This is a genomic window from Streptomyces sp. NPDC048295 (assembly GCF_040652135.1).
Classification (GTDB): Bacteria; Actinomycetota; Actinomycetes; order Streptomycetales; family Streptomycetaceae; genus Streptomyces.
Window position 1 is genome coordinate 36,938 of the sequence record NZ_JBEZLL010000030.1, and the last position, 14,631, is coordinate 51,568.

The window sequence follows — 14,631 nt, forward strand, 5'->3', positions numbered from 1 at the left end:
GTCACCAGGTGTCGGACGGGCGCCGACTGGCCTTACAGTCGTCCCGTCCGTCTCCAATCGGCTGTAGAGAGTGGCGAGCACACGGTGGACGTGCAGAAGAAGCTCGACGAGATCGTCGAAGCGGTCGGGAACGCCCGGTCGATGCCCATGTCGGCTTCGTGCGTGGTCAACCGCGCCGAGCTGCTCTCGATGCTCGAAGAGGTGCGTGAGGCCCTGCCCGGCTCGCTCGCCCACGCCCAGCAGCTCATCGGCGGCCAGGAGCAGCTGGCCGAGCAGGCCCGCCAAGAGGCCGAGCGGATCATCGGGGCCGCCCGCGCCGAACGCACCTCGCTGATCGCCGACACCGAGATCGCCAGGCAGTCCCGCAGCGAGGCCGACCGCATCCTCGACGAGGCCCGCCGCGAGGCCGCCGAGGTCCGTGCCGAGGCCGACGAGTACGTGGACAGCAAGCTGGCCAACTTCGAGGTCGTCCTCACCAAGACGATCGGTTCCGTCGACTGGGGCCGCGAGAAGCTCCTCGGCCGCGGCCAGCCGTTCGACGAGCAGGGCTACGAGGACCCCGACTTCGCCGAGGCCCCCGAGCGCAGCACCGACCCGGCCACCCTCCAGCGCCGGGCGGACGAGTACGTCGACACCAAGCTGGGCGCCTTCGAGGCCGTGCTCGCCAAGACCCTGGAGGCGGTCGGCCGCGGCCGGCAGAAGCTGCACGGCCGGATCCCCACCGACGACCTCGGCGCGCACGTGGCCGCCCAGGACGCGGCGGGCGACCAGGGGCGCATCAGCGACGAGGACCACTGGGCCGGCCTGGCCGAGCTCGCCACCCCGGCGCCCCAGCCGGTGCACCAGCAGGCCCAGCCGCAGTTCCCCGCCCAGACACAGCCCGGCTACGCGGAGACCTACGCCTACCAGGACCAGCCGCAGCAGGACGTCTACGGATACCAGCAGCAGCCGGACCCGTACGCCGCGGCCTACCAGCAGCAGGGCTACGACCAGAGCCAGGCCCAGGTCCCGGTACAGGGGTACGACGGCTGGCACCAGCAGCAGCCCCAGCAGGCCCTCCAGCAGCAGGGCGAGAGCGCCCTCGACGAGACCAGCCTGTTCGACACCAGCATGATCGACCTGGACCAGCTCCGCCGGTACGAACAGGAACGCTGACGGGAGGGGCCGGGGCCCGGGTCCGGGCGGCCCCGATCGCCCGGATTGGGAGCTGGGCGGCGCGTCCAGTATCCTGGCTCCTCGGTCGCGCGTATGTCCGCGGTCCCGGCTGCCCGTTTCGACTCCGAATCCGGTCGGCCCTCCCCACGATGTGCGTTGCACATGATTTCGAAAGCAGGAAAAGCCCTGAACGGCCACCTCGACCACCGAAACCCCCTCGTGTTCGATACGCACGAGCTGGGCCGGCGTCCCGGTGCCCTCCAGCGGCTCTCCCGCACGGTGGACGCACCTGGTCCGCCGGCTGTCCTCGGCATCGAAGGGGTCATCGGTGTGCCGGAAGGCGCACCCGTGGAGCTGGACCTCCGTCTCGAGTCGGTCATGGAAGGGGTGCTTGTCACAGGCACCGCCCGTGCGTCGGCCGAGGGGGAGTGCGTAAGGTGTCTGGAGCCGCTGCGCCTAGAGGTTGCGGCGGACTTCCAGGAGATGTTCTCGTACCCTGACGCCGATGACCGGGGCCGCAGCAGCAAGGCGGAGCCGGCCGACGACGTTGAGGACGACGAGGACAGGCTCTTCATCGAGGACGGCCTGTTCGACCTCGAACCAGTGCTGCGTGATGCGGTGGTGCTCGCACTGCCGATGCAGCCGGTGTGCCGGGAGTCCTGTGCCGGTCTGTGTTCCGAATGCGGAATCAGGCTGGACGAGAACCCCGGTCATCACCACGATGCCGTCGACATTCGTTGGGCGGCATTGCAGGGACTCGCCGACACCGTTCAGGACGGCGAGAAGGACAACATGGGCGGCGCCGAAGCGGGCGTCGACGAGAAGCAGGAGAAGTAGCCGTGGCTGTTCCGAAGCGGAAGATGTCGCGCAGCAACACGCGCCACCGCCGGTCGCAGTGGAAGGCTGCGGTCCCCACCCTGGTTTCGTGTGAGCGTTGCCAGGAGCCGAAGCTGCAGCACATCGCGTGCCCCAGCTGCGGCACGTACAACAAGCGCCAGGTCCTCGAGGTCTGAGCGGCTGGTGAGAGGCCCGATGTCTGAGTTGTCCAACGCCAAGAAGAAGGCAGACAACGTCAACACAGCCTCGTCCCACACGCTTCTGGAAGGGCGGCTCGGGTATCAACTCGAGACCGCCCTTCTGGTGCGCGCGCTGACCCACCGTTCGTACGCGTACGAGAACGGCGGTCTGCCCACCAACGAGCGGCTCGAATTCCTCGGGGACTCGGTGCTCGGCCTGGTGGTCACGGACACGCTGTACCGCACCCACCCCGACCTGCCCGAAGGCCAGCTGGCCAAGTTGCGGGCCGCGGTGGTCAACTCGCGTGCGCTTGCGGAAGTGGGCCGCGGCCTAGAACTCGGCTCCTTCATCCGGCTCGGCCGGGGTGAAGAGGGCACGGGAGGCCGGGACAAGGCGTCCATCCTCGCCGACACCCTTGAAGCGGTGATCGGCGCGGTCTATCTCGACCAGGGCCTCGGCGCGGCCTCGGAGCTGGTCCACCGGCTCTTCGACCCGCTGATCGACAGGTCCTCCAACCTCGGTGCCGGCCTGGACTGGAAGACCAGCCTCCAGGAGCTCACCGCCGGCGAGAGCCTCGGAGTCCCCGAGTACATCGTCACGGAGACCGGCCCGGACCACGAGAAGACCTTTACTGCTGCTGCTCGCGTCGGTGGTGTCTCGTACGGCACCGGCACCGGTCGTAGCAAGAAGGAAGCGGAGCAGCAGGCGGCGGAGTCCGCCTGGCGCGAGATCAGCGCCGCCGCGGAGGAACGGGCGGCAGCGGCGAAGGCCGCTGCCGATGGAGGGGTCGCCGACACCCCTGCAGGCCCGTCGCCGTCCACGGACGCGACTCCGGCCTGACCCTCCAGAACCCCCCGGCGCCCCCGCGTGCCGGGGGGTTCGTCCTGCCCGAAAACGTACCCTTTTCTCAGATCATCCCTTCAGGAGCGACACCGTGCCCGAGCTGCCCGAGGTCGAAGTCGTACGACGTGGTCTGGAACGCTGGGTCACCGGCCGGACGGTCGGCGATGTCGAGGTCCTGCACCCGCGTGCCGTCCGCCGCCATCTCGCCGGCGGCGTGGACTTCGCGGCCCGGCTCGGCGGCGCCCGCTTCGGTACGGCGATGCGCCGGGGCAAGTACCTCTGGGTGCCGCTGGACGACGCGGCCAGCTCGCTCCTGGGCCATCTCGGCATGAGCGGCCAGCTGCTCGTGCAGCCGCAGGACGCACCCGACGAGAAACATCTGCGCATCCGGATCCGTTTCGACGACTCTCTGGGCACCGAGCTCCGCTTCGTCGACCAGCGGACCTTCGGCGGGCTCTCGCTCCACGAGAACACCCTCGACGGCCTGCCCGACACCATCGCGCACATCGCCCGCGACCCCCTGGACCCGGCCTTCGACGACGCCGCCTTCCACGCGGCCCTGCGCCTGCGCCGTACGACCGTCAAGCGGGCTCTGCTCGACCAGTCGCTGATCAGCGGCGTCGGCAACATCTACGCGGACGAGGCGCTCTGGCGCAGCAGACTGCACTACGACCGGCCGACCGCGACCCTCACCCGCCCCAAGTCGGCCGAACTGCTCGGCCACGTCCGCGACGTGATGAGCGCGGCGCTCGACCAGGGCGGCACCAGCTTCGACAGCCTCTACGTCAATGTGAACGGCGAGTCCGGCTACTTCGACCGCTCGCTCGACGCCTACGGACGCGAGGACGAGCCCTGCCACCGCTGCGGTACGCCGATGCGCCGCCGCCCCTGGATGAACCGCTCCAGCTACTTCTGCCCGCGCTGCCAGCGGCCGCCGCGCCTGACGCCCTAAGACGTGGGGTGCGTTCCGTCGTAGTGTTCGCGCGCCCGGAGCACCTCGGGCATCCGGCCCTCGACGAGCTGGATCAGCGCGAGCAGCCGCTCGGCCACCTGCCGGCCCAGGGGGGTCAGCTCGTAGTCGACGCGCGGTGGATTGGTGGGCTGCGCCTCGCGGAGGACCAGGCCGTCCCGTTCCAGGGCGTGGAGCGTCTGGGAGAGCATCTTCTCGCTGACCCCGTCGACCCGGCGACGGAGCTCGTTGAAGCGGAAACCGCCTTCGTACAGCGCGCCCAGCGTCAGGCTGCCCCAGCGTCCGGTGACATGCTCCAGCGTGCCGCGTGAGGGGCACTGTCTGGAGAACACATCGAAGGCGAGCTCGTCCAGACGGGTGTTCTCGTCCATACCCAGCAGCGTACGCCCGCACAGCGCTCACCGCCGGAACGCGCTTTCTCCGGGGGAGCGCTGTGCGGGCGTACAGCCAGAAGCCGAAGAAGGTCGGTATTGGTCATCGTTGAGCGCCCTTCCACGGCCCTGAGACGGCCCCGGGAGAGCGCTCCGTTGATGCCGCTGCCACTCGATGCGAACTACGGGCAGGACGGTCGCTGAGGTCTGCCCGGCTGATCGGACGTTCGCTGGCAGGTTGATGTTGGTCGACTGCAGTCGCGGCGGTTGCTGTACTTCACTGCTGTACAGCACCGGTCGACCACCGGAGAGGGCGCGGTGTGTGCACGTACTCCGACCAGAGAGCCGAACAACGGTCACACACCGCGCTCCGAAGGTGCTCAGTCAATCTCAGTAGCCGCCGCCGCCGTAGCCGCCGCCGCCGTAGCCGCCGCCGCCGTAGCCGCCGCCGCCGTAGCCGCCGCCGCCGCCGTAGCCGCCGCCGTAGCCGCCGCCGTAGTCGCCGCCGCCGTAGCCGCCGCCGTGGTCACCGTAGGAGCTCACGGAAGTCTGGGCGTGAGTCGGAGCCGCGGCAGCTGAGGTCCCCGCTGCGCCGATCGCGGCACCACCGGCCACGAGAAGACCGGCTGCGGAAACCGCAAAGAGGTGCTTCAGACGCTGCGCCTTCATGATCTGCACCTTTCCTTTGATCGACTTGCGCGTTGTGTCGGACGCGCGATTGTCGACCGCAGCCATAAGGTGCGCGGCGTGATCTTGAATTCGCCACGTGTCATGGGGGATGAGCTTCCCCGACCGGCTCCGTAGTCCCGCAGTGCGGGCGTTTCACGAATGCGCGGAGGCCGCGGTCTTCAAGGATCCGCCGGAAGGGGCATACTGCCGGGTTCCGGCTTCCACTTACATACGCTAGTCGCCTCTTGAGCAGTCGCATCTTGGGCGGCTGTCAACCGTTTGCCGCTTCGAGCGTGGCGGGTCCAGGTCGGCCCAGCGGTCCGCGATGGCTGCGCGGTGGAGCGCGCCACTGTACGAACGACCTTGACGGCCTGGGTCGCGACTGCTCGGCTCCGCCTGGGTCGAAGGTGGTCGGAATGGGAGCCCCACGACGCTCGCCACGTTCCGGCCGGCACTCGCGAACGGCGCCCCGTCCATCCCGGAGTCTGAGCGCCCCCGCCGGAGGCATGACCTGAGCCGCGGGCTCGGTTCTCGTCTCATGCCCTCGGGCCTATCCACTGCGGGCGCGCGTCGGCGGCGGCAGCGCCGAGCGGGCCGCAGGCAGGAGCGCGGGCGCAGCCAGAGCCGGGTGCCTTGATGAGGTAGAGAAACCTGTAACAACCTGGCCCGGGGCAAGGGCTAGTGATCACCTTGCGGCCGTCGTGCGAACGAACGTTGGGGCACTGTGTGGGGGGCGACCGTGCTGCGCGCCGAAGGTGATCTCAAGGGGTTGGCTTGTCTGTGGTGAGGAGCCGACTCGTGAAGCCCTCTCGGCACAGCCGCTCGTATGCCGCCATCACGTCCGGCTCCGACTGCGCGATCATGAATCCTTGGTCCGGGTAGAGCAGCAACCGCTGTAGTGCGCCTACAAGCATGTCGATCACCAAGCGAACGTCCTGAATGGAGTCGACGTACTCATCCAGCGTCAACGGAGTGGACGCGCTGATGATCTCAACCCCCGACCAAGCCTTACGCGCCATGGCGTAGGCCCCCCTGGCGGCCCAAGAGGGTTCATAGGTCGCTGACCTGCGGAAATCTCAGGAGCCGAAGTCCTGGGTCCACCAGGGGCCGCCGGAGCCGTAGTGGACACCGACGCCGAGCGTCTTGTAGTCGCAGTTGAGAATGTTCGCCCGGTGGCCGTCGCTGTTCATCCAGGAATCCATCACGGCCCGCGCGTCGGCCTGGCCGCGGGCTATGTTCTCGGCGGCGAGGCCCTGCACACCGGCCTTCGAGGCGCGGTCCCAGGGGGTCCTGCCGTCGGGGTCGGTGTGGTCGAAAAAGCCGCGGGCGGCCATGTCCTCGCTGAAGTCCTGGGCGAGCGAGGCGAGCGAGGCCCTGGCGGTCAGGGGGCTGCAGCCGACCTTGGCGCGTTCCTGGTTGACCAGGGCCAGTACGGCGGACTGGGCGGAGGACGGGGCCGCGGCACTGCGGGTGGCGGGTGCGGAGGTCTTCGGCGCGGCCGACGACCGCTCGGCGGCGGGAGCGGTGGTCTTCCCGCTTCCGGCATCGGCGGACTTCGACGGTGCCGACGAGGACGGCTGCGCCCGCTCGGGCGTCCCGGACTTCTTCGAAGGGGAAGCGGCGGATCCGGTGGGGGACCCCGCCTTCGCCGGGCCCTCGGCCCGGCCGGTGCCGCGGCCGGCCGTGGTGGGGGTGGTGGAGCGGTCGGCCGGTGCGGTGCCCGCGCCGTCCTGGGCCAGCAGATCGGGGGCGCCCTCGGCCCGCACCCGGTCGGCGCCGCCGCCCGGGCCGTAGCCCTCGCCGCCGGGCACCAGGCCGGAGGCCACCGCCACGGCTCCCACGGCAAGGGCGGCGGAGACGCCGATCAGTCCTGTACGGACAGGTGCCCCGGAGCGCTTCCCGCGGTGCCCGCGCCGGTCGTGGCCCGAGCCCTTCGCCGCGTGGTCCTCAGCGGCCGGAGCTGTGGCGGAGCGTCGATGGCGTCCCATCTGCTGAGCCCTTCTGAGGTCTGGACGCCGCACCCGGCGTCAACAAGCCTCACCCGTTCGGGTGAGGTCATTGCGTCGGGACTGTACGCCATGCCCCAAGGGCGGGACGTGCTCCAAGGGCAATCGGCCGGTTAGCGTGCGGGCATGAACGAAGACGTACGGCTCACCGCATGGGTGCGCGGCCGAGTGCAGCAAGTGGGGTTCCGCTGGTTCACCAGGGCGAACGCCCTGGAGATCGGTGGTCTCACCGGTTTCGCCCTGAACCTCGACGACGGCAGGGTGCAGGTCGTGGCCGAGGGACGACGTGAGAATTGCCACCGCCTGCTGGACTGGCTGCGCTCGGACGACACACCCGGACGCGTGGACGGAGTCACTGAGATATGGGACACCCCGCGCGGTGGATACGAGGGCTTCGCGATCCGCTGATCCGGGCCCGGTGCGGGGGCGCGGAGCGGTCTGTGTTCGGACCGTGTTCGAAGCATTGCCGGGGGTTGCCGGGCCGGGCGCTCATCCGCGTACACATGAAATGACCTGCGGAATGACCGGGTGGTTGCCAAGATTCGGTTGGCATGCCAGGCTGCGGCAGTAAGGATGATCTCCACGCCCCGCAGGGCCCCGCAGGAGAGCCGCGCCGCATGATCGACGAGCCGCGCGCCCCCGGGCTGCCCGCCTCTACAGGGTGTGATCGTGTTGACCGTCAAAGTTTTTGGTGAGACGCTGAAATCCCCGCGCACCTTAGCTGTTTGGCAGAGCTGTTTGGCAGCAGAACAGCAGTGATGACAGAGCACTGCCGAGCACCGCGGGTGCGAATCCCTCACGACCCACACCGCATCGGTCGGTCACTCAGTGTGGAGGACCATCCATCATGGCAAAGGCGCTTCTCGGTTACGTCGGCGGTTCCGACCCGCGACTCCTCGCCGAGATGCGACGGCTCCAGCAGCGCGTCCAGGACCTCGAATCCGAGCTCGTACGGATCCAGGACGAGAACGACGCGTTGAATGCCGCCGCCCAGCACCAAGAGTCGCTGCTCGACAGCATCGACATCGGCGTACCTCAGGCGGAGCCGGCGCTGACCTGACCGAGGGCCCCCAGGGGCCGGTCGGGCCGTAGGCGTCAGCCGTCCGAGATCATCACCCGGATCGTCGCCGGATCATTGAAGATCACTGCTCTTGATCTGTCACCCTTGTGACATGTCCTTGATCCGTCATGCCCAGATGCACCAGTAACACCGCACGTAACACCGCACAAGATTTACAAGGGGCGCTCCGGCGTCCCTTCTTTCTTTTTCCCTCCGGTCCTTTTCCGCCCGGACCTGTGCGGGACCCGCCCCCGCCGTACACCCCTTCCCTTAACGTCTGATGTGCCCTGCACCTTCATCAGCGAAACCGAGAGCGAAAGGTAGAGTCCGGCGGCGTGCACCTCAAGGCCCTGACCCTGCGTGGTTTCAAATCGTTCGCCTCCGCCACGACGCTGCGGTTCGAACCCGGCATCACCTGTGTTGTCGGCCCCAATGGGTCCGGCAAGTCCAATGTGGTGGACGCGCTCTCCTGGGTCATGGGGGAACAGGGCGCCAAATCCCTGCGCGGCGGCAAGATGGAAGACGTGATCTTCGCCGGCACCACCGGCAGGCCCCCGCTCGGACGGGCCGAAGTATCGTTGACCATCGACAATTCCGACGGCGCACTGCCCATCGAGTACGCCGAAGTGACGATCACTCGGATCATGTTCCGCAATGGCGGCAGCGAGTACCAGATCAATGGCGACACCTGCCGGCTCCTGGACATCCAGGAACTCCTCTCGGACTCCGGCATCGGCCGCGAGATGCATGTCATCGTCGGTCAGGGCCAGCTGGATTCCGTGCTCCATGCCGATCCGATGGGCCGTCGCGCGTTCATCGAGGAAGCCGCGGGCGTGCTCAAGCACCGCAAGCGGAAGGAGAAGGCGCTGCGGAAGCTGGACGCGATGGGGGCCAACCTCGCCCGTGTCCAGGACCTCACCGACGAACTGCGGCGGCAGCTCAAACCGCTCGGCCGGCAGGCGGCCGTGGCGCGCCGTGCCGCCGTGATCCAGGCCGATCTGCGCGACGCCAGACTGCGGCTGCTCGCCGACGACCTGGTGTCGCTGCGCACGGCGCTGCGCAGCGAGATCGCCGACGAAGCGGCGCTCAAGCAGCGCCGTGAGGCCGCGGAAGCGGAACTCAAGGCAGCCCTGGCCCGCGAGGCGGAGCTGGAGGACGAGGTGCGGCGGCTGACACCGCGGCTCCAGCGGGCCCAGCAGACCTGGTACGAGCTGTCCCAGCTGGCCGAGCGGGTGCGCGGCACGATCTCGCTGGCCGACGCCCGGGTGAAGAGCGCCTCCGCCGCTCCGGAGGAGGAGCGGCGCGGCACGGGATTCCGGGACCCTGAAAGCATGGAGCGGGAGGCGGCCCGGATCCGCGAGCAGGAGGCGGAGCTGGCCGCCGCGCTGACGGCCGCGGAGCACGCCCTGGAGGACACCGCAGCCCACCGCGGTGAACTGGAACGGGAGTTGACGGCCGAGGAGCGCAGGCTCAAGGACGCCGCCCGCGCGATCGCGGACCGCCGCGAAGGGCTCGCCCGGCTCAGCGGGCAGGTCAACGCGGCCCGCAGCCGGGCCGGTTCGGCGCAGGCCGAGATCGACCGGCTGGCCGCTTCCCGGGACGAGGCGCGGGAGCGGGCGGTGGCCGCCCAGGAGGAGTACGAGCAGCTCAAGGCCGAGGTCGAGGGTCTGGACGCCGGGGATCAGGAGCTCGGCGAGCGGCACGAGGCCGCCAAGACGGAGCTCGCGGAGGCGGAGGGGGCGCTCTCCGAGGCCCGGGAAGCGGCCACCGCCGCGGAACGGAAGCGGGCGGCGGTCGCGGCCCGCCACGAGGCGCTGGCCCTCGGTCTGCGCCGCAAGGACGGCACGGGCGCGCTGCTGGGGGCGCGGGACCGGCTGTCCGGCGTGGTCGGCCCGGCCGCGGAACTCCTGACGGTGGCGCCCGGACACGAGGTGGCGGTGGCGGCGGCACTGGGCGCGGCGGCGGACGCGGTCGCGGTGACGGACCCGGCCACGGCGGCGGAGGCGATCCGGCTGCTGCGCAAGCAGGACGCGGGGCGGGCGGCGCTGCTGCTGGGCGCGGTGCGGCGCGCCGAGGTCCCCGGGCAGGAGGGGGCCGATGATGCTGGTGGTGGTGCCGGTGCCGGAGGGCCGCGCGCCGTGGCCGATCTCGTCCGCGGGCCCGTCGAACTGACGGACGCCGTGCGCAGGCTGGTGCGGGACATGGTGGTCGTCGGCACGCTGGAGGACGCCGAGGACCTCGTCGCCGTACACCCGGAGCTGACGGCCGTGACCGCCGAGGGGGACATCCTCTCGGCCCACTTCGCGCACGGCGGCTCCGCCGGGGCGCCGAGCCTCCTCGAAGTGCAGGCCTCGGTCGACGAGGCCGCCGCCCAGCTCGGGGAACTGGCCGTGCGGTGCACCGGGTTGACCGAGGAGCAGCGGATCGCGGGGGAGCGGCGCCGGGCCGCGGCCGGGCTGGTCGAGGAGCTGGCCGAGCGGCGCCGGGCGGCCGAGCGGGAGAAGTCCGGGGTGTCCCAGCAGCTGGGGCGGCTGGCCGGGCAGGCCCGTGGCGCGGCCGGTGAGGCCGAGCGGACGACCGCGTCGGCCGCCCGCGCCCAGGAGGCCCTCGAACGGGCGACCGAGGAGGCCGAGGAGCTGGCCGAGCGGCTGCTGGTCGCCGAGGAGACGCCGGTCGAGGAGGAGCCGGACACCTCGGTGCGCGACCGGCTCGCCGCCGACGGGGCCAATGCCCGCCAGACCGAGATGGAGGCCCGGCTCCAGGTGCGCACCCACGAGGAGCGGGTCAGGGCGCTGGCGGGCCGGGCCGACTCCCTCGACCGGGGCGCCCGCGCCGAACGGGAGGCCCGCGCCCGCGCCGAGCGGCGCCGGGCCCGGCTGCGCCACGAGGCGGCGGTGGCCTCCGCCGTCGCGTCCGGTGCCCGTCAGCTGCTCGCGCACGTCGAGGTGTCCGTCGTACGGGCCGAGCGGGAGCGGGGGGCGGCCGAGGCGGCGAAGGCGGAGCGGGAGCGGGGGCTGGCGGCCGAGCGCGGCCGGGGCCGCGAGCTCAAGGGCGAGCTGGACAAGCTCACCGATTTCGTCCACCGCGGCGAGGTGCTCGGTGCCGAGAAGCGGCTGCGGATGGAGCAGCTGGAGGCGAAGGCCCTGGAGGAGCTGGGCGTCGAGCCGGCCGGGCTGGCCGCCGAGTACGGCCCCGATCAGCTCGTACCGCCCTCGCCTGCCGCGGAGGGCGAGGAACTGCCGCAGGACCCGGACCATCCGCGCAACCGGCCGAGACCGTTCGTCAGGGCCGAGCAGGAGAAGCGGCTGAAGTCGGCCGAACGGGCGTATCAGCAACTCGGAAAGGTGAATCCACTCGCCCTGGAGGAGTTCTCGGCGCTGGAGGAGCGGCACAAGTTCCTCTCCGAGCAGCTGGAGGACCTGAAGAAGACCCGGGCCCACCTGATACAGGTCATCAAGGAGGTCGACGAGCGGGTCGAGCAGGTGTTCACGGAGGCGTACCGGGACACGGCCCGTGAGTTCGAGGGCGTCTTCTCGCGGCTCTTCCCGGGGGGCGAGGGCCGGCTCGTCCTGACCGACCCGGACAACATGCTCGCGACCGGTGTGGACGTGGAGGCGAGGCCGCCCGGCAAGAAGGTCAAGCGGCTCTCGCTGCTGTCCGGCGGCGAACGCTCGCTCACGGCGGTGGCGTTGCTGGTCTCCATCTTCAAGGCCCGGCCGAGTCCCTTCTATGTGATGGACGAGGTCGAGGCGGCGCTCGACGACACCAATCTGCAGCGGCTCATCCGGATCATGGAGGAGCTCCAGGAGAGCTCTCAGCTCATCGTGATCACACATCAGAAGCGGACGATGGAGGTCGCCGACGCGCTGTACGGCGTATCGATGCAGGGCGACGGAGTCTCGAAGGTCATCAGCCAGCGCCTGCGCTGAAGCCTTTGTGCCACCTTCAAGGCTTCGATGTGCTCTCCGGATATTCCTCGACAGGCCTGTACATGGTTCCGGAAATCCGCTTCGAAACATGGGTGAATGATCTCCGCGGCGTCGGTTTTACCTTCAAGTGGTGGCCATGGGGAAGTTATGCGCCACTTGGAAGAGTTCGCCCCCACACCTGACGACGCGGCCAGGCATCAGGAGCTCATGTGACCCACACATCGCAGGGACCGGAATCCGGAGCCCGAGCGGCGCACCCGGACCACCTCGGCCATGTCATCTTCATCACCGCGGCCGCCGCCATGGGCGGCTTCCTTTTCGGCTACGACAGCTCCGTCATCAACGGCGCCGTCGAGGCGATCCGCAGCCGCTACGACATCGGCTCGGGAACGCTCGCCCAGGTGATCGCCATCGCCCTGATCGGCTGTGCGATCGGCGCGGCCACCGCGGGGCGCATCGCCGACCGTATCGGCCGTATCCGCTGCATGCAGATCGCCTCCGTGCTCTTCACCATCAGCGCCGTCGGCTCCGCGCTCCCGTTCGCGCTCTGGGACCTGGCGATGTGGCGCATCATCGGTGGCTTCGCCATCGGCATGGCCTCGGTGATCGGCCCGGCGTACATCGCGGAGGTCTCGCCGCCCGCCTACCGCGGCCGGCTCGGCTCCTTCCAGCAGGCGGCGATCGTCGTCGGCATCGCCATCTCCCAGCTGGTCAACTACGGCATCCTGCAGCTCGCCGGCGGCGACCAGCGCGGAAAGGTCGGCGGCCTCGAAGCCTGGCAGTGGATGCTCGGTGTGATGGTCGTCCCGGCCGTCCTGTACGGGCTCCTGTCCTTCGCGATCCCCGAGTCGCCGCGGTTCTTGATCTCGGTCGGCAAGAAGGACCGGGCGCGGAAGATCCTGGAGGAGGTCGAGGGCAGGAGCGTCGACCTCGATGCCCGGGTGACCGAGATCGAGACCGCGATGCACCGCGAGCACAAGTCCAGGTTCACGGACCTGCTCGGCGGCCGCTTCGGCTTCCTGCCGATCGTCTGGGTCGGTATCGGGCTGTCCGTCTTCCAGCAACTCGTCGGCATCAACGTGGCGTTCTACTACTCGGCGACGCTCTGGCAGTCCGTCGGCATCGACCCGACCGCCTCGTTCTTCTGGTCGTTCACCACGTCCATCATCAACATCATCGGCACCGTCATCGCGATGGTGCTGGTGGACCGGGTGGGCCGCAAGCCGCTCGCCCTGGCGGGCTCCACCGGTATGGCCATCGCCCTCGCCTTCGAGGCCTGGGCCTTCTCCGCCGATCTGGTGGACGGCAAACTTCCCAGCACCCAGGGTGTCGTGGCGCTCGTCGCGGCCCATGTGTTCGTGCTCTTCTTCGCGCTGTCGTGGGGTGTCGTCGTCTGGGTCTTCCTCGGTGAGATGTTCCCCAACAAGATCCGCGCCGCCGCGCTCGGCGTCGCCGCGTCCGCGCAGTGGCTCGCCAACTGGGCGATCACCGCGAGCTTCCCGAGCCTGTCCGACTGGAACCTGTCGGGCACGTACATCATCTACGCGTGCTTCGCCACGCTCTCGATCCCCTTCGTGCTCAAGTTCGTGAAGGAGACCAAGGGCAAGGCCCTGGAGGAGATGGGTTAGGGCCCGCCCGGGGGCGCGTCCGGTGCAACGGCCTCGCAGAACAGCCGCAGACTGCGCCACCCCTCCTCGACCGGCATCCCGCCGCACAGCGGATGCAGCACCAGACTGTCCAGCTCCGAGGCCGCCGCGGCGCACTCCTCGGGGGTGACGACCCGGTAGACCCCCTCGGCCCGCAGTTCCGGCACCGTCGTCGCCGCCGAACGCACGGCGGAGCGGATGTCCTTGGACTGCCAGGAGGCGTAGGTGCGCGCCTCGTGCAGGAAGTGCTCGCCGTACTCCGCCCAGGTGCGGTCCGGGTCCGTCGACACGTGCAGCAGCGGTGTCTCGGCGGCGGGCATCATGCAGAAGCCGTCCGTCCCGAACTCGGCACGCCGCTCCTGGTAGTACGCCTCCAGCTCCGGCAGATGCGCGCTCGGGAAGAACGGCAGTCCGAACCGGGCCGCCCGCCGCGCCGCCGCCCGCGAACTGCCGCCCACCAGCAGCAGCGGGTGGGGCCTGGTGTACGGGCGCGGCGTGACGCGCACCGTACGGCCCCGGTACGGGAACGGCTCACCGGTCCACGCCTGGAGCAGCGTCTCTAGGAGCTCGTCCTGGAGCCTGCCGCGCCGGCCCCACTCGACGCCCGCCTGCTCGTACTCCTCGGGCCGGTAGCCGATCCCCGCGACCGTCACCAGCCGCCCGGCGCTCAGCAGGTCCAGGACCGCGATGTCCTCGGCCAGCCGCAACGGGTCGTGCAGTGGGCCGATGATCGCCGAGACGGTGACCGCGATCCGGCGGGTGGCGCCGAAGACCGAGCCGGCGAAGACGAAGGGGGAGGGCAGCCAGGAGTTGGCGGTGCCGTGGTGCTCCTCGGTCTGCACGGTGCCGATGCCGTGCCCGTCGGCGTACGCGGCCATCTCCAGCGCGGCGCGGTAGCGGGCCGAGAGCGGCTCGGGGGTGGCGTCGGGATCGACGAGATTGAACCGGACCACTGTGAAGGCCAT

13 protein-coding genes and 1 pseudogene are annotated in these 14,631 nt (G+C 70.0%); 9 read left to right on the forward strand and 5 right to left on the reverse strand.

What is annotated here, in order from left to right; genetic code table 11:
* The first annotated feature begins 84 nt into the window (after window positions 1–84).
* The 5 genes from AB0D53_RS33745 to mutM all read left to right on the forward strand — a co-directional run bounded on the left by AB0D53_RS33745 (window position 85) and on the right by mutM (window position 3,967).
* Window positions 85–1,155 (forward strand): ATP synthase F0 subunit B, encoded by a 1,071-nt coding sequence (locus AB0D53_RS33745; RefSeq protein ID WP_362453044.1) that lies wholly within the window; start codon window positions 85–87, stop codon window positions 1,153–1,155.
* 162 nt (window positions 1,156–1,317) lie between these two features.
* Window positions 1,318–1,992, forward strand: a complete 675-nt coding sequence (locus AB0D53_RS33750; protein WP_072487254.1) for a DUF177 domain-containing protein — start codon at window positions 1,318–1,320, stop codon at window positions 1,990–1,992.
* 2 nt (window positions 1,993–1,994) lie between these two features.
* Entirely contained in the window at window positions 1,995–2,168 is a 174-nt protein-coding gene (gene rpmF, locus AB0D53_RS33755; RefSeq protein WP_003965982.1) for a 50S ribosomal protein L32, read from the forward strand.
* 19 nt (window positions 2,169–2,187) lie between these two features.
* Window positions 2,188–3,012 (forward strand): ribonuclease III, encoded by an 825-nt coding sequence (gene rnc, locus AB0D53_RS33760; RefSeq protein ID WP_329815080.1) that lies wholly within the window; start codon window positions 2,188–2,190, stop codon window positions 3,010–3,012.
* A gap of 94 nt (window positions 3,013–3,106) precedes the next feature.
* Window positions 3,107–3,967: a bifunctional DNA-formamidopyrimidine glycosylase/DNA-(apurinic or apyrimidinic site) lyase gene (gene mutM, locus AB0D53_RS33765; protein WP_362453045.1), complete on the forward strand. Its 861-nt coding sequence runs from the start codon at window positions 3,107–3,109 to the stop codon at window positions 3,965–3,967.
* Here the strand turns inward: mutM and AB0D53_RS33770 are convergent.
* The 4 genes and pseudogenes from AB0D53_RS33770 to AB0D53_RS33785 all read right to left on the reverse strand — a co-directional run bounded on the left by AB0D53_RS33770 (window position 3,964) and on the right by AB0D53_RS33785 (window position 7,013).
* Window positions 3,964–4,356 carry a helix-turn-helix domain-containing protein gene (locus AB0D53_RS33770; protein ID WP_362453046.1) on the reverse strand — a complete coding sequence of 131 codons (393 nt, stop codon included), beginning with the start codon at window positions 4,354–4,356 and terminating at the stop codon, window positions 3,964–3,966. The genes mutM and AB0D53_RS33770 overlap by 4 nt on opposite strands.
* 390 nt (window positions 4,357–4,746) lie before the next feature.
* Window positions 4,747–4,899 carry a hypothetical protein gene (locus tag AB0D53_RS33775; protein WP_362453047.1) on the reverse strand — a complete coding sequence of 51 codons (153 nt, stop codon included), beginning with the start codon at window positions 4,897–4,899 and terminating at the stop codon, window positions 4,747–4,749.
* Between the two features lie 887 nt (window positions 4,900–5,786).
* Window positions 5,787–6,059 (reverse strand): annotated as a pseudogene (locus AB0D53_RS33780) (YdcF family protein); the annotation flags it as partial.
* A 42-nt stretch (window positions 6,060–6,101) separates the two neighbouring features.
* A complete protein-coding gene (locus AB0D53_RS33785) occupies window positions 6,102–7,013 on the reverse strand; it encodes a CAP domain-containing protein (RefSeq protein WP_362453048.1) in 912 nt (303 codons plus the stop codon).
* Window positions 7,014–7,157: 144 nt separating this feature from the next.
* Here AB0D53_RS33785 and AB0D53_RS33790 point away from each other — a divergent pair, with 144 nt between their 5' ends.
* The 4 genes from AB0D53_RS33790 to AB0D53_RS33805 all read left to right on the forward strand — a co-directional run bounded on the left by AB0D53_RS33790 (window position 7,158) and on the right by AB0D53_RS33805 (window position 13,648).
* Complete coding sequence (locus AB0D53_RS33790) at window positions 7,158–7,439, forward strand: acylphosphatase (RefSeq protein ID WP_026242487.1); 282 nt, start codon at window positions 7,158–7,160, stop codon at window positions 7,437–7,439.
* 439 nt (window positions 7,440–7,878) lie between these two features.
* On the forward strand, window positions 7,879–8,091 hold the full coding sequence (locus AB0D53_RS33795) for a hypothetical protein (RefSeq protein ID WP_362453050.1): 213 nt from the start codon (window positions 7,879–7,881) through the stop codon (window positions 8,089–8,091).
* A gap of 335 nt (window positions 8,092–8,426) precedes the next feature.
* Entirely contained in the window at window positions 8,427–12,020 is a 3,594-nt protein-coding gene (smc, locus tag AB0D53_RS33800; RefSeq protein WP_362453051.1) for a chromosome segregation protein SMC, read from the forward strand.
* A gap of 209 nt (window positions 12,021–12,229) precedes the next feature.
* Window positions 12,230–13,648: a sugar porter family MFS transporter gene (locus AB0D53_RS33805; RefSeq protein WP_362453052.1), complete on the forward strand. Its 1,419-nt coding sequence runs from the start codon at window positions 12,230–12,232 to the stop codon at window positions 13,646–13,648.
* On the opposite strand, the gene AB0D53_RS33810 is transcribed toward AB0D53_RS33805, so the two are convergent.
* Window positions 13,645–14,631, reverse strand: coding sequence for an LLM class flavin-dependent oxidoreductase (locus tag AB0D53_RS33810; RefSeq protein WP_362453053.1), 987 nt, complete (start codon window positions 14,629–14,631; stop codon window positions 13,645–13,647). The two genes, AB0D53_RS33805 and AB0D53_RS33810, sit on opposite strands and share 4 nt — an antisense overlap.

Coding starts and splice junctions, on each gene's coding strand:
- AB0D53_RS33750 (WP_072487254.1), top strand. CDS start 1,318: ATGATTTCGAAAGCAGGAAAAGCCCTGAACGGCCACCTCGACCACCGA.
- rnc (WP_329815080.1), top strand. CDS start 2,188: ATGTCTGAGTTGTCCAACGCCAAGAAGAAGGCAGACAACGTCAACACA.
- AB0D53_RS33770 (WP_362453046.1), bottom strand. CDS start 4,356: ATGGACGAGAACACCCGTCTGGACGAGCTCGCCTTCGATGTGTTCTCC.
- AB0D53_RS33785 (WP_362453048.1), bottom strand. CDS start 7,013: ATGGGACGCCATCGACGCTCCGCCACAGCTCCGGCCGCTGAGGACCAC.
- AB0D53_RS33790 (WP_026242487.1), top strand. CDS start 7,158: ATGAACGAAGACGTACGGCTCACCGCATGGGTGCGCGGCCGAGTGCAG.
- AB0D53_RS33795 (WP_362453050.1), top strand. CDS start 7,879: ATGGCAAAGGCGCTTCTCGGTTACGTCGGCGGTTCCGACCCGCGACTC.
- AB0D53_RS33810 (WP_362453053.1), bottom strand. CDS start 14,631: ATGGCCTTCACAGTGGTCCGGTTCAATCTCGTCGATCCCGACGCCACC.